The sequence below is a fragment of the Ruegeria sp. HKCCSP351 genome (genome assembly GCF_017872535.1).
In the GTDB taxonomy this organism is placed as follows: Bacteria; Pseudomonadota; Alphaproteobacteria; order Rhodobacterales; family Rhodobacteraceae; genus Ruegeria.
This window is the reverse complement of record NZ_JAEDOV010000011.1, coordinates 25,085-42,471: the sequence shown is the minus strand read 5'-3', so window position 1 is coordinate 42,471 and position 17,387 is coordinate 25,085. Positions and strand designations below refer to the sequence as shown.

The following is a 17,387-nucleotide window of genomic DNA, read 5'->3' as shown; positions in this document are numbered from 1 at the left end:
TTGCACCTGTCTAGGCGTTGAGTTCGTAACTTTCCAGCGGGTTAGGTCCAGTCAAGGACAACCTTGCCAGAGAGGCCTGATTTCATCGCGGCGAAACCATCCGAGAAATCATCAACCGCAAAGCGATGCGTGATCACGCGGTACACATCCAAACCGTTTTGCAGCATGGCGATCATCTTGTACCAGGTCTCGAACATCTCGCGACCATAGACGCCCTTGATTGTGATCGCCTTGAAAACGATGCGCGACCAGTCGACCGGAGATTTCCCCGGCGGTATCCCCAGCAAGGCGATTTTCCCACCCATCACAAGCGCTTCGACCATCTGGTCCAGCGCGGCTTGTGAGCCGGACATTTCAAGCCCCACATCAAAGCCTTCTTTCATTCCAAGCTGTGCGATGATGTCGTGCAAATCTTGTTTGGAAACATCAACGGTCCGCACCGACGGCACCACATGTTCAGCCAGTTTCAATCGTTCAGCGTTAATGTCCGTAATCACAACATTGCGGGCACCTGCATGGCGGGCAACGGCGGCCGCCATGATGCCGATGGGTCCTGCGCCGGTGATCAGGACGTCCTCGCCCAGAAGGTCAAAGCTTAGCGCGGTGTGTACAGCATTGCCCAGCGGATCAAGGATTGCCCCGATCTCATCCGGGATATCGTCCGGCAGGGGAACAACGTTGAAAGCAGGCAGTTTCAGGTATTGCGCAAACGCGCCCTGTTCGTTCACCCCGATCCCGCGCGTGCCGGGGTCGAGGTGAAACTTGCCGGCTCGGCTTTGACGGCTTTCAGTGCCGATCAGATGCCCTTCGCCGGAACAGCGCTGCCCAACATCCAGACCGGTGACGTTGCGCCCAATCTCGACGATTTCCCCGGCGAACTCATGACCAGTGATCATCGGAACCGGAACGGTGTGAGAGGCCCACTCATCCCAGTTCCAGATGTGAATGTCGGTACCGCAAATTCCGGTCTTGTTGATCTTGATCAGCACCTCATCAGGCCCGATTTCGGGAACCGGGGCCTGTACCATCCACAACCCTTCTTCGGGTTTCGACTTTTCCAGCGCTTTCATCGTGTTGGGTCGCATCAAATCACCCCCAGTTCCTTGCCGACCCTGCCAAAGGCCGCCAACGCGCGGTCCAGTTCGTCCCGCGTCAGGGCAGCGTTCATCTGCGTTCTGATCCGCGCCTGTCCGCGGGGAACAACAGGAAAGAAGAAGCCCGAGACATACACGCCCTCATCAAACAGCTTGGCGGCCATCTCTTGTGCCAGCGTTGCATCGCCCAGCATGACAGGGATAATCGGATGTTCACCGGGCAACAGATCAAAACCAAGCTTTTCCAGACCGGCACGCCAGTACTTTGCGTTTCCGAACAACTGCGCGCGTAGAATGTCGCCCTCTTCGACCAGGCGGATTGCCTCAAGCCCTGCGGCGACGATGGATGGCGGCAGCGAATTCGAGAACAGATAGGGCCGCGCCCGCTGCCGCAGCAGGTCGATCACTGGCTGCGGCCCGGCGATGTAGCCGCCGATTGCCCCCCCAAGTGCCTTGCCCAAAGTTCCTGTCAGAATGTCGACATCAACACCAAAGTGATCCGGTGTTCCGGCGCCGCGCGGCCCCATGAAGCCTGTTGCATGGCAATCATCGACCATGACGATGGCATCGTATTTATCAGCCAGTTCGCGAATTTTCGGCAAGTTGGCCAAATAGCCATCCATCGAGAACACGCCATCGGTTGCGATCATGATATGACGCGCGCCATCCTCGCGCGCCTGCTTCAGCCACGCTTCAAGGTCATTCATGTCATTGTTCAGATAGCGATAGCGCTTGGCCTTGCACAGCCGCACCCCGTCAATGATAGAGGCGTGGTTCAGACTGTCCGAAATGATGGCATCTTCAGGCCCCAGCAACGGTTCGAACAGCCCGCCATTGGCATCAAAACAGGCCGCGAACAGGATCGCATCGTCCTTGTTCAGGAACTTGGCCAACCGCTGTTCCAGTTCACGGTGAATATCCTGCGTCCCGCAAATGAACCGGACCGAGGCCATGCCGAAACCCTTCGGACCCATCGCATTGGTTGCGGCCTCGATCAGCGCGGGGTGATCCGCAAGACCCAGATAGTTGTTGGCGCACAGGTTGATCACCCGTTTTCCGCCCACCGTAATCTCACCGCCCTGAGGCGAGGTGATCATTCGTTCGCGCTTGTACAGCCCTTCGGATTCGATCTGCGCGAGTGTGTCCGTGATGTGGGACAGGAATGCATCTGCCATGGCGACCTCCGTTCAACTGAGTCGCACATCTAACATAGCGGATGAATTTCCCAAATAGGGGAATTTCAATATACAGGAAAAATTTCCGTGAAGGCGGAAGATTGCTGATGTCAGGCGTTCTTTACGATCAAAAACACCCGCGCAGGTTCTTTGGCCGAGATGGAATGCACGATATCCGCGGCATAGCGGGCGGTGTCCCCTTGGCTCAGTTCCGAAACGGCACTGCCCGATGTAACTTTGACGGTGCCTTCCAGCACTGTCAGCTGTTCGTGCGCGCCGCGCGCATGGGGCTGACTGTTCAAGGCCCCGCCTGTGTCGAACTCGATATCATAAACCTCATGACCTCCGGCCTCTTCCGGTGGGGACAGGATGCGAATGCGACAGTTCTGCCCCATATTGTCGATGCTGGGCACCTCGGACGCGCGCAGCACCTCGATTTGATCGCTGGCTTTTGAACCTTCCAGAAGACCGGCAAAATCCACCTGTAGCGCACGTGTCAGGTTCCAGAGGGTCGAGATCGTTGGGCTGCTTTCCCCGCGTTCGATCTGGCTAACCATGGATCTGGATACGCCACTGAGGTTTGCGACTGCTTCCAGCGACAGTCCTTTGGCCCGTCGTGCTTCTTTCAGGCGGGCGGGCAAAAGGTTCAGGATATCGTCTGTGTTCTCCGTCATGACGGAATCCATGCGTATTGGGACCTCGCTTGTCAATTCCATCCGTGACGGCACGTCCTATAGGACAGAATAATGCTGCGTGTGCATACTGACGACGATTCCAAGAGGAGAAAGACATGACAGACATCGTATTGCTGGATGGTGCGCGCACCGCGATTGGAACTTTCGGTGGCGCACTTGCGTCAACCGCGCCCATTGATCTGGCGACGGTGGTCACCGAAGCCGCCTTGGAGCGGTCTGGGGTAGAAGGTGCTCAGATCGGGCATGTTGTATTTGGCCATGTCATCAACACCGAACCTCGGGACATGTACCTGTCGCGCGTGGCCGCGATGCAGGCCGGAATTCCGAACGGCACCCCTGCGATGAATGTAAATCGGCTGTGCGGTTCGGGGGCACAGGCGATCGTGTCAGCAGTGCAATCCTTGATGCTTGGCGATGCCGATTTCGCCGTGGCAGGTGGCGCAGAAAGCATGTCGCGCAGCCCTTACATTGTTCCACAGGCGCGCTGGGGCGCGAAAATGGGTGATGTCACATCGCTGGACATGATGCTGGGTGCATTGAACTGCCCCTTTGGCACAGGGCACATGGGCGTGACGGCCGAGAACGTTGCCGATGAACACCAGATCAGTCGTGAACAGATGGACGACTTCGCCCTGACTAGCCAGACCCGCGCGGCAGCTGCAATTGAAGCCGGATATTTCGAAAGCCAGATCGTGCCCGTTCAGGTGAAGGTCAAGCGTGACATGGTGGATTTCAAAGTTGATGAGCATCCAAAGGCGACGACAGCCGATGCGCTGGCCGGGTTGCGACCGGTGTTCAAAAAAGATGGGCGTGTGACGGCGGGCAATGCCTCGGGCATCAACGACGGCGCGGCGGCGATGGTTCTGGCAACGGCGGACGCGGCGGAAAAGGCCGGATTGAAGCCAAAAGCGCGCGTGATCGGATATGCACATGCTGGCGTGCGCCCCGAAGTCATGGGTATTGGCCCGGTACCGGCCGTGCAAAACCTGCTCAGGAAGACGGGTCTTTCGGCGGAAGATTTCGATGTGATCGAAAGCAACGAAGCATTTGCCGCGCAGGCGCTGGCCGTCAACCAGGAACTTGGGTTCGATGCGGCGAAGGTGAACCCGAATGGAGGCGCGATAGCGCTGGGGCACCCTGTAGGCGCGACGGGCGCCATCATTACCATGAAGACGCTTTACGAGTTGGAGCGCACAGGCGGATCAAAAGGGTTGATCACCATGTGTATTGGTGGCGGTCAGGGGATTGCCATTGCCATCGAGCGGCTCTGATCCGGGCCTGGGCAAGGGGGGCTGTCTGCCCCCCATCGCGCAAGGCGCGATTCGCCCCGAGGATATTTTCAGCCAGATGAAGCTACGGATCACAATCAGCCGAGTGTGGCGATCAGCAAAACAGCAGCTGCGCCGACAAAAGCGCCGATAGCGGCGGGCAATACTTTTTGCATCAGTCCGGGATTATCCGGCTCATCTTTGTGTGTCTGCGCAATCAATGCATCTTCGACCAGCGTCGGCAGTCGTGGGCCAAAGCGCGCCAGAACCAAAGCTGTTTTGGCAAAGTCACGAAGCGCGGCGCGCGGGCCGATGGATTGTTTGATGTAATCTTCGACCACGGGGCGGGCAACTTCCCAGATATTGATGTGGTCATCCAGAGACCGGGCTACGCCTTCAACCACGACCATCGTGCGCTGAAGAAGGATCAGCTCGGTTCGGGTTTCCATGCCAAAACGCTCTGTCACTTCGAACAGATAGCTTAGCAAACGGCCCATCGAAATATGCGAGGCATCCATGCCGAAGATCGGTTCGCCAACCGCACGCAGGGCGCGGGCGAATTCGTCGACGTCCTGACGTGCGGGAACGTAACCGGCTTCGAAATGCACTTCGGCCACGCGCTTATAGTCGCGGCGGATGAAGCCGAACAGTATCTCGGCATAGACCCGGCGCGTGTATTCGTCGATATGGCCCATGATACCGTAATCATAAGCGATGATATCACCGTTGGCGGCGACCTTGAGGTTGCCCTGATGCATATCGGCGTGGAAATAGCCGTCGCGCAGGGCGTGAAGAAGGAACAGGCGCAGCACACGTTCCGCCAGATCACGGCGGTTGTGGCCGGCGGCATCGAGCGCGTCGTTTTCACCCAATGGAATACCGTCGGCCCAGCTGAGTGTCATCACGCGTCGTGCCGACAGTGACCACAATACGGGCGGCAGCCAGAACCCTGTGTCGTCTTTTGTGTTGGCCGCGTATTCCGAGGCAGCAGCGCTTTCCAGACGCAGATCCAGTTCACCCCGTACAACGCCATCGAAATGTTCAATGACCTCCATCGGGCGCAATCGGCGGGCTCCGGGCGCAAACAAATCGACGATGCGGGCGGCGAAGTAGAACGCATCTACATCCTTGCGAAAGGCGCGTTCGATATTGGGACGCAGGACTTTGACGGCCACGTCTTCTCCGGTGCTCGCAAGCTTGGCCTTGTGGACCTGTGCGATCGAGGCGGCAGCTATGGGTTCACTGAATTCGCTGAATATCTCGGCAACAGGTTGCCCCAGTTCCCTTTCTACTTCGGCCAAAGCCTCGGCTTTTGAGAACGGTGGCAGTTTGTCTTGCAAAACACGAAGCTGCACAGCCAGTTCATCGCCTACAACATCCGGGCGTGTCGAAAGCACCTGACCAAACTTGATGTAGGCCGGGCCCAGGGCGGTGAGCGCACGTGTTGCAGGCGGCATCTTTGGGTCGCCCTTGTAACCCAGCCACCAAAACGGTTTGCCTAGAGCGTGGGCAAGAAATCGGATAGCCCGTGGTGCCTCGAACGCGTCGAGGACCACATTCATGGCGCCGGTGCGCTCAAGCGTGGCGCCCGTTCGGATCAGGCGGATGATGTTGTGGGGACCGCGCATGCGTCAGATCTTCCAGCCGGAATGCAGCGCGGCGATACCCATGCTGAGATTGCGGAATTTCGCGTTTTCGAAGCCAGCGGTTCGGACCATGTTCAGGAAGGTTTCCTGATCGGGGAACTTGCGGATCGACTCCACCAGATACTGATAGCTGTCGTAATCATTCGCGATCAGCTTTCCCATGCGTGGAATGACATTGAAGCTGTAGAGGTCATAGAGCTTTTGCAGCCCGTCATTGGGAAGCTGACTGAACTCCAGCACCATCAGGCGGCCACCAGGTTTCAGAACGCGAAAGGCTTCGTTCAGGGCCTCTTGCGGGCGGGTCACGTTCCGGATGCCGAACGAGATCGTGTAGACATCAAAGGTGTTGTCTTCGAACGGCAGGGCCATAGCGTCGCCCACCACCCAGTTCAGGCTGTCGGCCATCTGGTCGGCTTCGGCGCGTTGCCGTCCTTCGACCAGCATGGGTTCTGTCAGATCAAGAACCGTGGCATGGCCATAGCCTGCGCGTTTCAGAAAGCGAAAGGAAATGTCACCGGTTCCGCCTGCAACATCCAGCAAACGCTGATCGGGGCGTGGCGCCAACCAGTCCATCATCGCATCTTTCCAGACCCGGTGGATACCCATCGACATGACATCGTTCATCACGTCATATTTCGAGGCGACCGAGTTGAACACGCCCTGCACGCGCCCGGCCTTGTCAGCCTCGCGTACGGTTTCGAACCCGAAATGAGTGGTGTTGTCGCTGTTGTCGGACATAAGCCTTGCCGTTTGTCGAATTTCGCTTCTGTTATAGGGCTCTGGAAGCGGGGCACAATGCGGCCCTTTGGAATAGGAGCCCTGTAATGCCAGAATTGCCCGAGGTCGAGACTGTAAGACGCGGCCTGAGCCTTGCGATGGAAGGGGTCGAGATTGAAAGGGCGGATGTGAATCGCCCGGATCTGCGCTGGCCATTTCCTGAACGCATGGCAGAACGGCTGACCGGGCAGCGGGTGGATCGGTTGCGGCGGCGGTCAAAATACATCCTGGCCGACCTCAGCAGTGGCGAGACCTTGTTGATCCATCTGGGGATGTCGGGGCGAATGACGGTGTCAGGCGATCCACTAGGTCATTTCCTGCGCGAGCATCCGGCCGCTGAGAAACATGACCATGTTGTTTTTCACATGGCCAACGGGGCGCGTATCACCTTTAACGATCCACGCCGGTTCGGGGCGATGGACCTTCTGCCCACAGCCACGGCCGAGGATCACAAACTTCTGGCGGTTCTGGGACCGGAACCCTTGGGCAATGATTTCCATGAGCAACACCTGATTGAAGCGTTCAAAGGCAGGAATACCTCTGTCAAATCAGCCCTTCTGGATCAGGGAATCGTTGCTGGGTTGGGCAATATCTATGTTTGCGAAGCGCTTTATCGCGGCAAGGTGTCGCCACGTCGCAAAGCAGGGCAAATATCTGCGGCACGTGTATCGTCGCTGGTTCCGATCATTCGGAAGGTGTTGCAGGACGCGATCGAAGCAGGCGGATCATCCCTGCGGGATTTCCGGCAAGCCGATGGAGAACTTGGATATTTTCAGCATAGCTTTGATGTCTACGGCCGCGAAGGAAAGCCCTGCCGGACCGAGGGTTGCAATGGTCTGATCCAGAGAATCACCCAGTCCGGTCGCTCATCCTTTTACTGTGCGCAATGCCAAAGATAGCTTGATCCAGAGAATTCGCGTGGTAAGGACTCGTAACTGAACTGAACAACCGGAAGCTTCTTTCTCATGGCTTTTGAGACGATCATCGTCGAAATCGAAGACCACGTCGCCCTAATCAAACTCGACAGACCGGATGCGTTGAATGCGCTGAACTCCCAGTTGCTGGGTGAGTTGTGTACTGCGCTGGAAGAGGCGGATAGCAACGACAAGGTGCGTTGCATCGTCATCACCGGATCGGACAAGGCCTTTGCCGCTGGCGCGGACATCCGGGAAATGTCCGAGATGAGCTTTGTAGATGTCTACACCACCAACCTTTTTGCTGATGCAAACGATCGAGTTTCGGCGATTCGCAAACCGATCATCGCTGCTGTTGCGGGCTATGCTCTGGGTGGGGGATGCGAGTTGGCAATGCTCTGCGATTTCATCATTGCTGCGGACACTGCCAAATTCGGTCAGCCTGAAATCAACCTAGGCGTCATAGCCGGGTTGGGCGGCACCCAGCGTTTGACGCGCTTTGTCGGCAAGTCCAAGGCGATGGACATGAACCTGACCGGTCGGTTCATGGACGCGGACGAAGCCGAGCGCGCTGGTTTGGTCAGCCGGGTCGTACCAGCCAAGAAACTGATCGACGAAGCCGTCGGTGCGGCGCAAAAAATAGCAGAGAAATCGGCGCTGACGGCAGCTGCGGCAAAAGAAGCGGTCAATCGCAGTTACGAGCTTCCGCTGAGTGAAGGCATGCTGTTTGAGCGCCGCGTCTTCCATTCCATGTTTGCCACCGAAGACCAGAAAGAGGGCATGGCGGCGTTTCTTGAAAAGCGGGCTGCGCAGTTTCGCGACAAGTAAATCGCAAGAGATTAAAGAAAGGCGGGCGTTGCCCGCCTTTTCTTTGCCGGGTCTGTGAGTTCCAAGAATCGGCTTGGCAATCCTTGAAATGTTAGGTATTGAGCGCCGCAATACATGCGCGTGCGGCCCGCTTGGCCCGACTCACACTCGTGATTTCTGATCCGGTGCGGATATATCCGTGGCGCGCAACCCTTGATAAACGTACCGAACGAAGGTCAGAGACACATGGCAAATTCGCCCCAGGCAAAGAAACGCGCCCGTCAGAACGAAAAGCGTTTCGCTGTTAACAAAGCGCGTCGTTCGCGCATCCGCACCTATCTGCGTAAAGTCGAAGAAGCGATTGCATCCGGTGACAAAGATGCGGCAACCGCAGCACTGCGCGCCGCCCAGCCTGAGCTGATGCGCGGCGTCACCAAAGGCGTATTCCACAAGAACACTGCCGCGCGTAAAATGTCGCGCCTGTCGGCCCGGGTCAAAGCTCTGGGCTAAAGCCTGCGGGTTACCTAGGGTCAAGTCAGCAAGGCTGAACTAATGTCAAAGGCGCCGCGCATTGCGGCGCCTTTTTTCGTGTTGCCGGAATACCGCGCCTTCACGAAACCGAGAGATTCTTTCGACCAAAGACCCGAGTCAATATCAGAGTTTCGTTGCCGCGCCCCATTTCAAGTTGCTACCACTGATGTCAGCGATTCACTCGCTTGGGGGGACAGGCTGTTTACTCGGTCGGACTGACGGGCATCAGATCGATCAGGAAACATTCGTCGACGACTGGCGCAAGCTGGGCTGCCGATTTGCCGCGAAGTCCGGGTTATCCGGGATTCTCGGCCCTGTCTGAAAATTGAGATTGTGATGTGCAGCCCGAGTTTCGGGACGCTCGTGTATTGTTGAGCGTCGAAAATCCGGGTGCACCGAACTTTCAGGGGCAATCCCCGCCAAACCATTGGGTTTGGCGATAGGTTCCCTTTGGGCGTGTGAATACAAGACCGGGCAACCGGCTTCGTATGATAAGGCCGACAGGCCAATAAGAATGGGATGCGTGAGGCGCTGAATGACACAAGAGAAATGGGGACTACTGCGTAACAAATTGCTGAAGGCTGTCGGTCGGAATAATTACACCACATGGATCGAGCCTCTGGAATTTAAAGAGCTGCAGGATGGTGTGGCGGTTTTTTTCGTGCCAACGAACTTTATGGGGAACTACGTCAGCCAGAATTTTGCGGACCTTATCTTGTATGAGCTGAATACGGCTGGGGAAACCGTTCAGCGCCTGGACTTCCGTGTTGCTGCCAACTCGCCCGCGCGCCCCAAGCCCGCAGCCAAGGTGGTCACCCAACCTCAGCCAGAGCCGGTACCCTTGGCAGCGACGGATAGTCCGCAGAACGCTTTGGAGTCGTTGCAGGCCGCGCCGCTGGATTCGCGTTTCACCTTTGACAGTTTTGTGGTGGGCAAACCCAACGAGTTGGCCCATGCTGCCGCGCGCCGCGTGTCCGAAGGTGGCCCGGTAACATTCAACCCGCTTGTTCTGTATGGTGGAGTGGGTCTGGGTAAGACCCACTTGATGCACGCTATTGCCTGGGAGCTGAAAACCAAGCATCCGGAACTGAATGTCCTGTACCTGTCAGCCGAACAGTTCATGTATCGCTTCGTGCAGGCCCTGCGGGAACGCCGGATGATGGATTTCAAGCATTTGTTCCGTTCGGTCGATGTGCTGATGGTTGACGACGTGCAGTTCATTGCCGGAAAGGATTCTACTCAGGAAGAGTTTTTCCATACGTTCAATGCGCTGGTGGATCAGAACAAGCAGATCATCATTTCGGCCGACCGCGCCCCGGGCGAAATCAAGGACCTGGAAGATCGTGTAAAGTCCCGCCTGCAATGTGGTCTGGTCGTTGACCTGCATCCGACCGACTATGAATTGCGTCTGGGCATTCTGCAAAACAAGGTCCAGCAATACAGCAGCTCCTACCCCGATCTGACGATTGCCGATGGCGTTCTTGAATTTCTGGCTCATCGTATCTCAACCAATGTCCGCGTGCTGGAAGGTGCTCTGACACGTCTGTTTGCCTTTGCCTCGCTGGTTGGGCGCGAGATCGACATGGAGCTGACGCAGGATTGTCTGGCAGATGTCCTGCGCGCATCCGAACGCAAGATCACGGTTGAGGAGATTCAGCGGAAAGTATCCGAATACTACAACATCCGCATGTCCGATATCATCGGTCCCAAGCGCCTGCGATCCTACGCGCGCCCCCGTCAGGTGGCGATGTATCTGTGCAAGCAGCTGACCAGCCGGTCGCTGCCAGAGATCGGTCGTCGGTTCGGCGGGCGCGACCACACCACGGTCATGCATGGCGTCAAGCGCATTGAAGAGCTGAAGCTGACCGACGGTCAGATCGCTGAAGACGTGGAAATGTTGCGCCGGTCTCTCGAAGCCTGAACCGGGTCAGTAGTGCTTAGAAACGCTCCGGGCTTCTGCGCCGGGGCGTTTTTTGTGCGTAATAATCCACGGTTGCACCAGAACTGAGGCCTGTGGGGCACGCCGCACTTGACGGTTGGTGCATTCCAACCCAGAAATCCGTAAAAAATCCTTGTGCCTCGGGGTGGAACCGCTAACGTGCCAGTCCCGCCCAAGTCGGTACGCAAGTCAGAGGAATTGAGGGTATGAAGATCAGCATTGAACGCGGCACCCTACTAAAGGCCGTTTCGCAGGCCCAGTCTGTTGTAGAACGTCGCAATACCATTCCCATACTTGCCAATGTCCTGATCGAGGCCGAAGGCGATCAGGTCCAGTTCCGTGCCACCGATCTGGATATCGAAGTGGTCGATAAGGCACCCGCACAGGTCGAAAAGGCAGGCGCGACAACCGTTGCGGCAACAACCCTGCATGAGATTGTGCGCAAACTGCCCGACGGTGCGCTGGTGACACTGACCGCTGACAGCGCTGCCGGACGGCTGACAGTTGAAGCGGGTCGGTCGAATTTTTCGCTGGCGACGCTGCCAAAAGAAGATTTCCCGGTGATGGCATCGTCTGAGTATCAATCGAATTTCACTGCTTCGGCGGCATTGCTGCGCCGGTTGTTCGACAAGTCGAAATTCGCCATCTCGACGGAAGAGACCCGGTACTATCTGAACGGTGTCTACATGCATGTGGCAGATGGGTCCGAAGGTGGAAAAATGTTGCGTTGTGTGGCCACCGATGGCCACCGGCTTGCGAGGATTGACGCAGATTTACCGGATGGTGCGGCGGATATGCCGGGCGTGATCGTACCCCGCAAAACAGTCGGCGAGTTGCGCAAGTTGCTGGATGACGACGAGATGGATATCGCCGTTTCGGTCAGTGAAACCAAGGTGCGCTTTGCTACGCCGGATATCACGCTGACGTCGAAGGTTATTGACGGCACTTTCCCCGACTACACACGTGTTATCCCACAAGGAAACACTCGCAAGCTTGAAGTGGATGCCGCTGAGTTCGCGCAGGCCGTGGATCGCGTTGCGACTGTTTCGTCGGAACGGTCGCGGGCAGTGAAATTGCAATTGGAAGGTGACAAGCTGATCCTGTCGGTAAACGCTCCCGACAGCGGTGCCGCCGAGGAAGAACTGGCCGTCGCTTACGGGGATGAGCGGTTGGAGATCGGGTTCAACGCCAAATACCTGTTGGAGATTGCGTCTCAGGTGGATCGTGAGAATGCAGTTTTCCTGTTCAACTCGGCTGGTGACCCGACATTGATGCGCGAAGGCAACGACCTGAGCGCCGTATACGTCGTCATGCCGATGCGCGTCTGATCGCGCGGACGCGCGATGCCTCCGGCGGGAGTATTTTTGAAAAGATGAAGGGAGGGGTCATGGGATTGGCCCTGACCGAGCTTACGGTCTCGCATTTTCGATCTCATAAGCTGGCGCGGTTGTCTCTGGACGGGCGACCCGTTGCCATTCACGGGCCTAACGGTGCGGGGAAGACCAACATTCTTGAAGCGGTGTCGTTGTTTTCACCCGGTCGCGGGATGCGGCGGGCGAGTGCAGCCGAGATGACCCGGCGGCCCGAAGCGTTGGGTTGGAAACTGTCCGGGTTGCTGGACGCTCAGGGGCAGCGTTTTGAAATCGAAACCTGGTCCGAGGGCGGCGCAGCGCGACAGGTGCGAATTGATGGCAAGTCGGCGACCCAGATCGAACTGGGAAAACTTGCGCGGGTTGTCTGGCTGACCCCGTCCATGGACCGTCTGTGGATTGAAGGGGCTGAAGGGCGCCGTCGGTTTCTGGACCGTATTGCGCTGAGTTTTGACCCAGCCCACGCTGAAACATCGCTGATCTATGAAAAAGCGATGCGCGAGCGTAACCGTCTGCTGAAAGAGCAGGTCAGGGACGCGCATTGGTATGCCGCGCTTGAAGGGCAGTTGGCCGAGACGGGGCACCGCATCCATACCGCGCGGTTGAGGTCGCTGGATCTTCTGCGGGCGGCGCAGGACCGGGCGGAAACCGTGTTCCCTTCGGCTGAACTTGAATTGGTGCAAACCGAAGGCGCAATTCCCGAGACGGTGGAAGATTTGCGAGACGCGTTGAGCGAGAGCCGGTTCAGGGATCTGGCAGCGGGCCGGACCCTGGTGGGGCCGCATCGGTCCGACCTGTACGGTGTGTTCGCGGCCAAGGGCGTGCCGGCAAGGGAGTGTTCCACTGGTGAGCAGAAAGCGCTTTTGGTGTCGCTGATCCTGTCCAATGCGCGGGCGCTGGCGGAGATCTTGGGCGCACCTCCGATCGTTCTGCTGGATGAAGTGGCCGCGCATCTGGATGCTGGGCGGTGCGCAGCGCTTTATGACGAGGTTTGCGCGCTGGGCGCTCAGGCCTGGATGACGGGCACCGGACCTGAACTGTTTGCGGAATTGGGCGACCGGGCCCAGACGCTGATCGTGACCGAAAGCGATGAGGGTTCGGTCGTGGCGGCTTAGGCCGGTTCGCTGACTTTACGTTCCCACAGAAAGCCGCGCATAACTTCGTCCACTGGGGTTTTGGCCATGTGGTTGACGTAGTTCGACATGGTTTTCTGGGCCAGACCCAGCACGACATCCAGAACCGCGCGATGGGAATAGCCCGCATCAAAGAACGCCTGAAGCTGATCTTCGGTCGGGTTGCCTCGGGTTTCCATCACTTGCAGGGTGAAGGTGCGAAGTGCTTCGAGTTTGGCTGAAGGCAGCGGAGTTTCTTTACGCAGCGCGTCCGAGATTTCGTCCGATATCTTCATCATCTTGGCGATACCGGTGTGGGCGGGCACGCAGTAGTGGCACTCGTTTTCCACATTGATGGTCTGCCAGACGACGGTTTTCTCATCATTGTCGAAATCAGTTTGCAGGAACAGGCCGTGCAGAACCTGATAGCCTTCGAGATGCTGAGGGCTTTCGGCCATGACCTTATGAAGGCCGGGCAAGCGACCAAAAGCGGCCTGAGACTTTTGCAGCAGCGGTTTGGACGCTTCAGGCGCGGTTTCGAGGTCGTGAGACGGGAAATTGGCCATGTTGGAACTCCTGTTTTTGGCGCGATGGGTCGTATTTAGGGTTTCTTGAGTGGTCGCTCAAGTATATATTTGAGTGAACGTTCAAGAATTGGTGATGTTGATGCCCCGCAAACCTACATATGATCGTGACGCGTTGATCGCGAAGGCGAAGGATATCTTCTGGCGTCAGGGCTGGGCTGGTACATCGCTGAAGGACCTTGAGCGGGAGCTGAAGCTGAAGCCCGGCAGTTTTTATGCGGCATTCGGGTCGAAAGATGCGCTCTATGCGCTGACAATGGAGAGTTATACGCAAGAAGGTGTGGCGCGCCTAAAGGCCCTGGCGGAAAAACTGGGCCCGAAGGAAGCGCTGAAAGCGCAGCCCCGATTGGTGATCGAAGCGCCCAAGACCCCGGCAAAGGCCTGCATGTTGGCAAAGACATATGCCGAGTTGAAGGCGAAGGATCATGACCTTGCGGATCAGGCGGCCCATCACATGGCGGAAATGAAAGAATGTTTCGCGGATCTGTTTCGCAAGGCTCAGGATGCCGGTGAAATCGGGGCGGGACATGATCCGGATCGATTGGCGGCACGGTATCAGTCGGACATTCTCGGGCTGCGATTGTCGGCCGAGCGCGAGGATGTCGATGCGTTGGAAATTGCCGCGGATATCGCTTCTGATATCGATCGTTTGTGATCCCCTTTTCGGGTGGCGAAAAACGATCCGGAACAACACAAAATATTGGGGGATGGCGTGACAATCCCTACCAGAAAACGTATAAGTTACCAAAATAATATAGGTACTGACTGAATGTCCGAAGACGCACAGGCCCCTCAAGAATACGGCGCAGATTCTATTAAGGTTCTCAAAGGCTTGGAGGCAGTTCGCAAACGCCCCGGCATGTATATCGGGGACACGGATGATGGCTCGGGTCTGCACCATATGGTGTATGAGGTTGTCGACAACGGGATTGACGAGGCTTTGGCGGGTCATGCCGACCATGTGACGGTGAAAATTCACGCCGATTCCAGTGTTTCTGTCAGCGACAATGGGCGTGGTATTCCGGTGGACATCCACCCGGAAGAAGGCGTGTCGGCGGCCGAGGTGATCATGACCCAGCTGCACGCCGGTGGGAAATTCGACAGCAACTCGTACAAGGTTTCGGGCGGCCTGCACGGTGTGGGTGTTTCGGTAGTGAACGCGCTTTCGGATTGGCTGGAACTTCGTGTCTGGCGCAATGGCAAAGAGCATGTCGCGCGTTTTGAAGGTGGCGAAACCGCCGAGCACCTGAAGGTTGTCGGTGAATGCGGGGGCCGGACAGGAACAGAAGTGCGGTTTCTGGCTTCGACCGATACATTCTCGAACCTTGAATACTCATTCGAGACATTGGAAAAACGCCTGCGCGAACTGGCATTTCTGAATTCGGGTGTTCGGATCATCCTGATTGACGAGCGTCCGGCGGAACGGCTGGAAACCGAGCTGTTCTATGAAGGTGGGGTCAAGGAGTTCGTCAAGTACCTCGACCGGTCCAAAACCCCTGCCATGTCCGAGCCGATCTATATCAAGGGCGAGCGCGACGATATAGGTGTGGAGATCGCAATGTGGTGGAATGACAGCTATCACGAGTCTGTCCTGCCCTTTACCAACAATATCCCTCAGCGCGATGGCGGCACCCATGTGGCAGGTTTCCGTGGTGCTCTAACCCGGACTATCAACAACTACGCGCAATCCAGCGGGATTGCGAAAAAGGAAAAGGTCAGCTTTACCGGTGATGACGCGCGCGAAGGTCTGACCTGTGTGCTGTCGGTCAAAGTGCCTGATCCGAAGTTCTCGTCGCAGACCAAAGACAAGCTGGTCAGTTCCGAGGTTCGCCCGGCGGTCGAAGGTCTGATGAACGAAAAACTTGCCGAGTGGTTTGAAGAAAACCCGACCGAGGCCAAAGCGATCGTCGGCAAGATCATCGAGGCCGCACTGGCGCGCGAAGCCGCTCGAAAGGCGCGTGAACTGACCCGCCGCAAAACGGCGATGGATGTGAACTATCTGGCGGGCAAGTTGAAGGATTGTTCCGAGAAAGACCCGTCCAAAACCGAAGTCTTCCTTGTCGAGGGGGATTCGGCGGGTGGATCTGCGCAAACGGGCCGGGACCGTCTGACACAAGCGGTTCTGCCTCTGCGCGGTAAGATCCTGAACGTGGAACGCGCGCGGTTTGACCGGATGTTGTCTTCGCAAGAGATTGGTAATCTTGTCATGGCGCTGGGTACCGGTATTGGCCGTGATGAGTTCAACATTGAAAAGCTGCGTTACCACAAAATCGTCATCATGACCGATGCGGATGTGGACGGCGCGCATATCCGAACCCTGCTGCTGACGTTCTTCTACCGGCAAATGCCCGAGTTGATCGAAGGTGGATATCTCTATATCGCGCAGCCGCCGCTCTATAAGGTTTCGCGCGGTAAATCAGAGGTTTATCTGAAGGATCAGGCGGCTCTGGACGATTATCTCGTCAACCAGGGGGTCGAGGGCGCCGTACTGAAACTGGGATCGGGCGAAGAGATCATTGGTCAGGACCTGGCCCGGGTGGTGGACGAAGCGCGCCAGTTGAAACGCGTTCTGGACGCCTTTCCGACGCACTACCCACGCCACATTCTGGAACAGGCCGCTGTTGCCGGTGCCTTTGTGCCGGGTGCGGTGGATGCCGATCTGCAAGGGGTGGCTGACAAGGTTGCCGCCCGTCTGGACCTGATCGCGTTGGAGTATGAGCGTGGCTGGCAGGGCCGGATCACGCAGGATCACGGAATTCGGCTGGCCCGCATTCTGCGTGGTGTCGAAGAGGTTCGCACCTTGGACGGCCCGATGTTGCGGTCGGGGGAGGCCCGCAAAACAGGCAGCTTCACGCAAAGCCTGCAAGAGGTCTACAACACCTCGGCCACGTTGATCCGCCGTGATCGTAGCCAATTGATCCACGGTCCGCTGGACCTGTTGCGCGCCATTCTGGAAGAAGGGGAAAAGGGCCTGTCCCTACAGCGCTACAAAGGTCTGGGAGAGATGAACCCCGACCAGCTTTGGGAAACAACTTTGGACCCGGATGCACGCACGCTGCTGCAAGTGCGCGTTGACGATATGGTGGAAGCTGACGATCTGTTCACCAAGCTAATGGGTGATGTTGTCGAACCTCGTCGGGAATTTATCCAGAAGAACGCCTTGAGCGTCGAAAATCTGGATTTCTGACGGTTTGTCGCAACGCCGACCCCCACTGCGGCCCCGCCACCCAAGGTCACCGCCCTAACCACGCCAAGGACGAGCCCGATCACAATTCCCAAGATCGCTTTCCCCATGTTTTTTCCTTTTGGGTGCGAAAGAGCTCCGCCTTCACTTCTGGCGCAAACTGCGTGCCCATCTGCAAATCAAAACCAGCGCTAACAGGTTGAGCGCCGGTGCAATCGCCGCGAACCACGGCTTGGCGGGCTCCGAAATTAAGTCCGCTACAAGTATCCAAGGTAGTCCCAACGGCAGTAG

The 17,387-nt window shown here is 57.2% G+C and carries 15 protein-coding genes; 9 read left to right on the top strand and 6 right to left on the bottom strand.

Annotated elements, in window-relative coordinates; all coding sequences use genetic code 11:
* Positions 1-41 precede the first annotated feature (41 nt).
* The 3 genes from tdh to I9182_RS18320 form a co-directional block, all read right to left on the bottom strand.
* Positions 42-1,070: an L-threonine 3-dehydrogenase gene (gene tdh, locus I9182_RS18330; protein ID WP_209599248.1), complete on the bottom strand. Its 1,029-nt coding sequence runs from the start codon at positions 1,068-1,070 to the stop codon at positions 42-44.
* 14 nt (positions 1,071-1,084) lie between these two features.
* Positions 1,085-2,269 (bottom strand): glycine C-acetyltransferase, encoded by a 1,185-nt coding sequence (locus I9182_RS18325; RefSeq protein WP_209599198.1) that lies wholly within the window; start codon positions 2,267-2,269, stop codon positions 1,085-1,087.
* Between the two features lie 110 nt (positions 2,270-2,379).
* Positions 2,380-2,943 carry an XRE family transcriptional regulator gene (locus tag I9182_RS18320; protein ID WP_209507187.1) on the bottom strand — a complete coding sequence of 188 codons (564 nt, stop codon included), beginning with the start codon at positions 2,941-2,943 and terminating at the stop codon, positions 2,380-2,382.
* Positions 2,944-3,059: 116 nt separating this feature from the next.
* Between I9182_RS18320 and I9182_RS18315 the strand changes: the two genes are divergently transcribed.
* The gene (locus I9182_RS18315) at positions 3,060-4,235 is read left to right on the top strand and encodes an acetyl-CoA C-acyltransferase family protein (RefSeq protein ID WP_209599197.1); all 1,176 of its coding nucleotides are present in this window, start codon (positions 3,060-3,062) and stop codon (positions 4,233-4,235) included.
* A 95-nt stretch (positions 4,236-4,330) separates the two neighbouring features.
* On the opposite strand, the gene ubiB is transcribed toward I9182_RS18315, so the two are convergent.
* Together ubiB and ubiE are read right to left on the bottom strand one after the other, a co-directional pair.
* Complete coding sequence (gene ubiB, locus I9182_RS18310) at positions 4,331-5,860, bottom strand: 2-polyprenylphenol 6-hydroxylase (protein WP_209599196.1); 1,530 nt, start codon at positions 5,858-5,860, stop codon at positions 4,331-4,333.
* A 3-nt stretch (positions 5,861-5,863) separates the two neighbouring features.
* Complete coding sequence (gene ubiE, locus I9182_RS18305) at positions 5,864-6,616, bottom strand: bifunctional demethylmenaquinone methyltransferase/2-methoxy-6-polyprenyl-1,4-benzoquinol methylase UbiE (protein WP_209507184.1); 753 nt, start codon at positions 6,614-6,616, stop codon at positions 5,864-5,866.
* Positions 6,617-6,702: 86 nt separating this feature from the next.
* Here ubiE and mutM point away from each other — a divergent pair, with 86 nt between their 5' ends.
* The 6 genes from mutM to recF all read left to right on the top strand — a co-directional run bounded on the left by mutM (position 6,703) and on the right by recF (position 13,331).
* Entirely contained in the window at positions 6,703-7,554 is an 852-nt protein-coding gene (mutM, locus tag I9182_RS18300) for a bifunctional DNA-formamidopyrimidine glycosylase/DNA-(apurinic or apyrimidinic site) lyase (protein ID WP_209599195.1), read from the top strand.
* A gap of 66 nt (positions 7,555-7,620) precedes the next feature.
* The gene (locus I9182_RS18295; RefSeq protein WP_209507182.1) at positions 7,621-8,397 is read left to right on the top strand and encodes an enoyl-CoA hydratase; all 777 of its coding nucleotides are present in this window, start codon (positions 7,621-7,623) and stop codon (positions 8,395-8,397) included.
* Between the two features lie 225 nt (positions 8,398-8,622).
* Positions 8,623-8,886, top strand: a complete 264-nt coding sequence (gene rpsT, locus I9182_RS18290; protein WP_039541017.1) for a 30S ribosomal protein S20 — start codon at positions 8,623-8,625, stop codon at positions 8,884-8,886.
* Between the two features lie 556 nt (positions 8,887-9,442).
* The gene (dnaA, locus tag I9182_RS18285; protein ID WP_209599194.1) at positions 9,443-10,828 is read left to right on the top strand and encodes a chromosomal replication initiator protein DnaA; all 1,386 of its coding nucleotides are present in this window, start codon (positions 9,443-9,445) and stop codon (positions 10,826-10,828) included.
* A 224-nt stretch (positions 10,829-11,052) separates the two neighbouring features.
* The gene (dnaN, locus tag I9182_RS18280; protein WP_209507180.1) at positions 11,053-12,174 is read left to right on the top strand and encodes a DNA polymerase III subunit beta; all 1,122 of its coding nucleotides are present in this window, start codon (positions 11,053-11,055) and stop codon (positions 12,172-12,174) included.
* A gap of 59 nt (positions 12,175-12,233) precedes the next feature.
* Entirely contained in the window at positions 12,234-13,331 is a 1,098-nt protein-coding gene (gene recF, locus I9182_RS18275) for a DNA replication/repair protein RecF (protein WP_209507179.1), read from the top strand.
* On the opposite strand, the gene I9182_RS18270 is transcribed toward recF, so the two are convergent.
* Positions 13,328-13,894, bottom strand: coding sequence for a carboxymuconolactone decarboxylase family protein (locus tag I9182_RS18270; RefSeq protein ID WP_209599193.1), 567 nt, complete (start codon positions 13,892-13,894; stop codon positions 13,328-13,330). The genes recF and I9182_RS18270 overlap by 4 nt on opposite strands.
* A 100-nt stretch (positions 13,895-13,994) precedes the next feature.
* Here I9182_RS18270 and I9182_RS18265 point away from each other — a divergent pair, with 100 nt between their 5' ends.
* Both I9182_RS18265 and gyrB read left to right on the top strand, forming a co-directional pair.
* Positions 13,995-14,567 (top strand): TetR/AcrR family transcriptional regulator, encoded by a 573-nt coding sequence (locus I9182_RS18265; protein WP_209507177.1) that lies wholly within the window; start codon positions 13,995-13,997, stop codon positions 14,565-14,567.
* 114 nt (positions 14,568-14,681) lie between these two features.
* Complete coding sequence (gene gyrB / locus I9182_RS18260) at positions 14,682-17,099, top strand: DNA topoisomerase (ATP-hydrolyzing) subunit B (RefSeq protein ID WP_209507176.1); 2,418 nt, start codon at positions 14,682-14,684, stop codon at positions 17,097-17,099.
* Positions 17,100-17,387: the final 288 nt, after the last annotated feature.

What these genes read in the sequence shown, in the direction of transcription:
- tdh (WP_209599248.1), bottom strand. Translation starts at nt 1,070, where the DNA reads ATGAAAGCGCTGGAAAAGTCGAAACCCGAAGAAGGGTTGTGGATGGTA.
- I9182_RS18325 (WP_209599198.1), bottom strand. Translation starts at nt 2,269, where the DNA reads ATGGCAGATGCATTCCTGTCCCACATCACGGACACACTCGCGCAGATC.
- I9182_RS18320 (WP_209507187.1), bottom strand. Translation starts at nt 2,943, where the DNA reads ATGACGGAGAACACAGACGATATCCTGAACCTTTTGCCCGCCCGCCTG.
- I9182_RS18315 (WP_209599197.1), top strand. Translation starts at nt 3,060, where the DNA reads ATGACAGACATCGTATTGCTGGATGGTGCGCGCACCGCGATTGGAACT.
- ubiB (WP_209599196.1), bottom strand. Translation starts at nt 5,860, where the DNA reads ATGCGCGGTCCCCACAACATCATCCGCCTGATCCGAACGGGCGCCACG.
- ubiE (WP_209507184.1), bottom strand. Translation starts at nt 6,616, where the DNA reads ATGTCCGACAACAGCGACAACACCACTCATTTCGGGTTCGAAACCGTA.
- mutM (WP_209599195.1), top strand. Translation starts at nt 6,703, where the DNA reads ATGCCAGAATTGCCCGAGGTCGAGACTGTAAGACGCGGCCTGAGCCTT.
- I9182_RS18295 (WP_209507182.1), top strand. Translation starts at nt 7,621, where the DNA reads ATGGCTTTTGAGACGATCATCGTCGAAATCGAAGACCACGTCGCCCTA.
- rpsT (WP_039541017.1), top strand. Translation starts at nt 8,623, where the DNA reads ATGGCAAATTCGCCCCAGGCAAAGAAACGCGCCCGTCAGAACGAAAAG.
- dnaA (WP_209599194.1), top strand. Translation starts at nt 9,443, where the DNA reads ATGACACAAGAGAAATGGGGACTACTGCGTAACAAATTGCTGAAGGCT.
- dnaN (WP_209507180.1), top strand. Translation starts at nt 11,053, where the DNA reads ATGAAGATCAGCATTGAACGCGGCACCCTACTAAAGGCCGTTTCGCAG.
- recF (WP_209507179.1), top strand. Translation starts at nt 12,234, where the DNA reads ATGGGATTGGCCCTGACCGAGCTTACGGTCTCGCATTTTCGATCTCAT.
- I9182_RS18270 (WP_209599193.1), bottom strand. Translation starts at nt 13,894, where the DNA reads ATGGCCAATTTCCCGTCTCACGACCTCGAAACCGCGCCTGAAGCGTCC.
- I9182_RS18265 (WP_209507177.1), top strand. Translation starts at nt 13,995, where the DNA reads ATGCCCCGCAAACCTACATATGATCGTGACGCGTTGATCGCGAAGGCG.
- gyrB (WP_209507176.1), top strand. Translation starts at nt 14,682, where the DNA reads ATGTCCGAAGACGCACAGGCCCCTCAAGAATACGGCGCAGATTCTATT.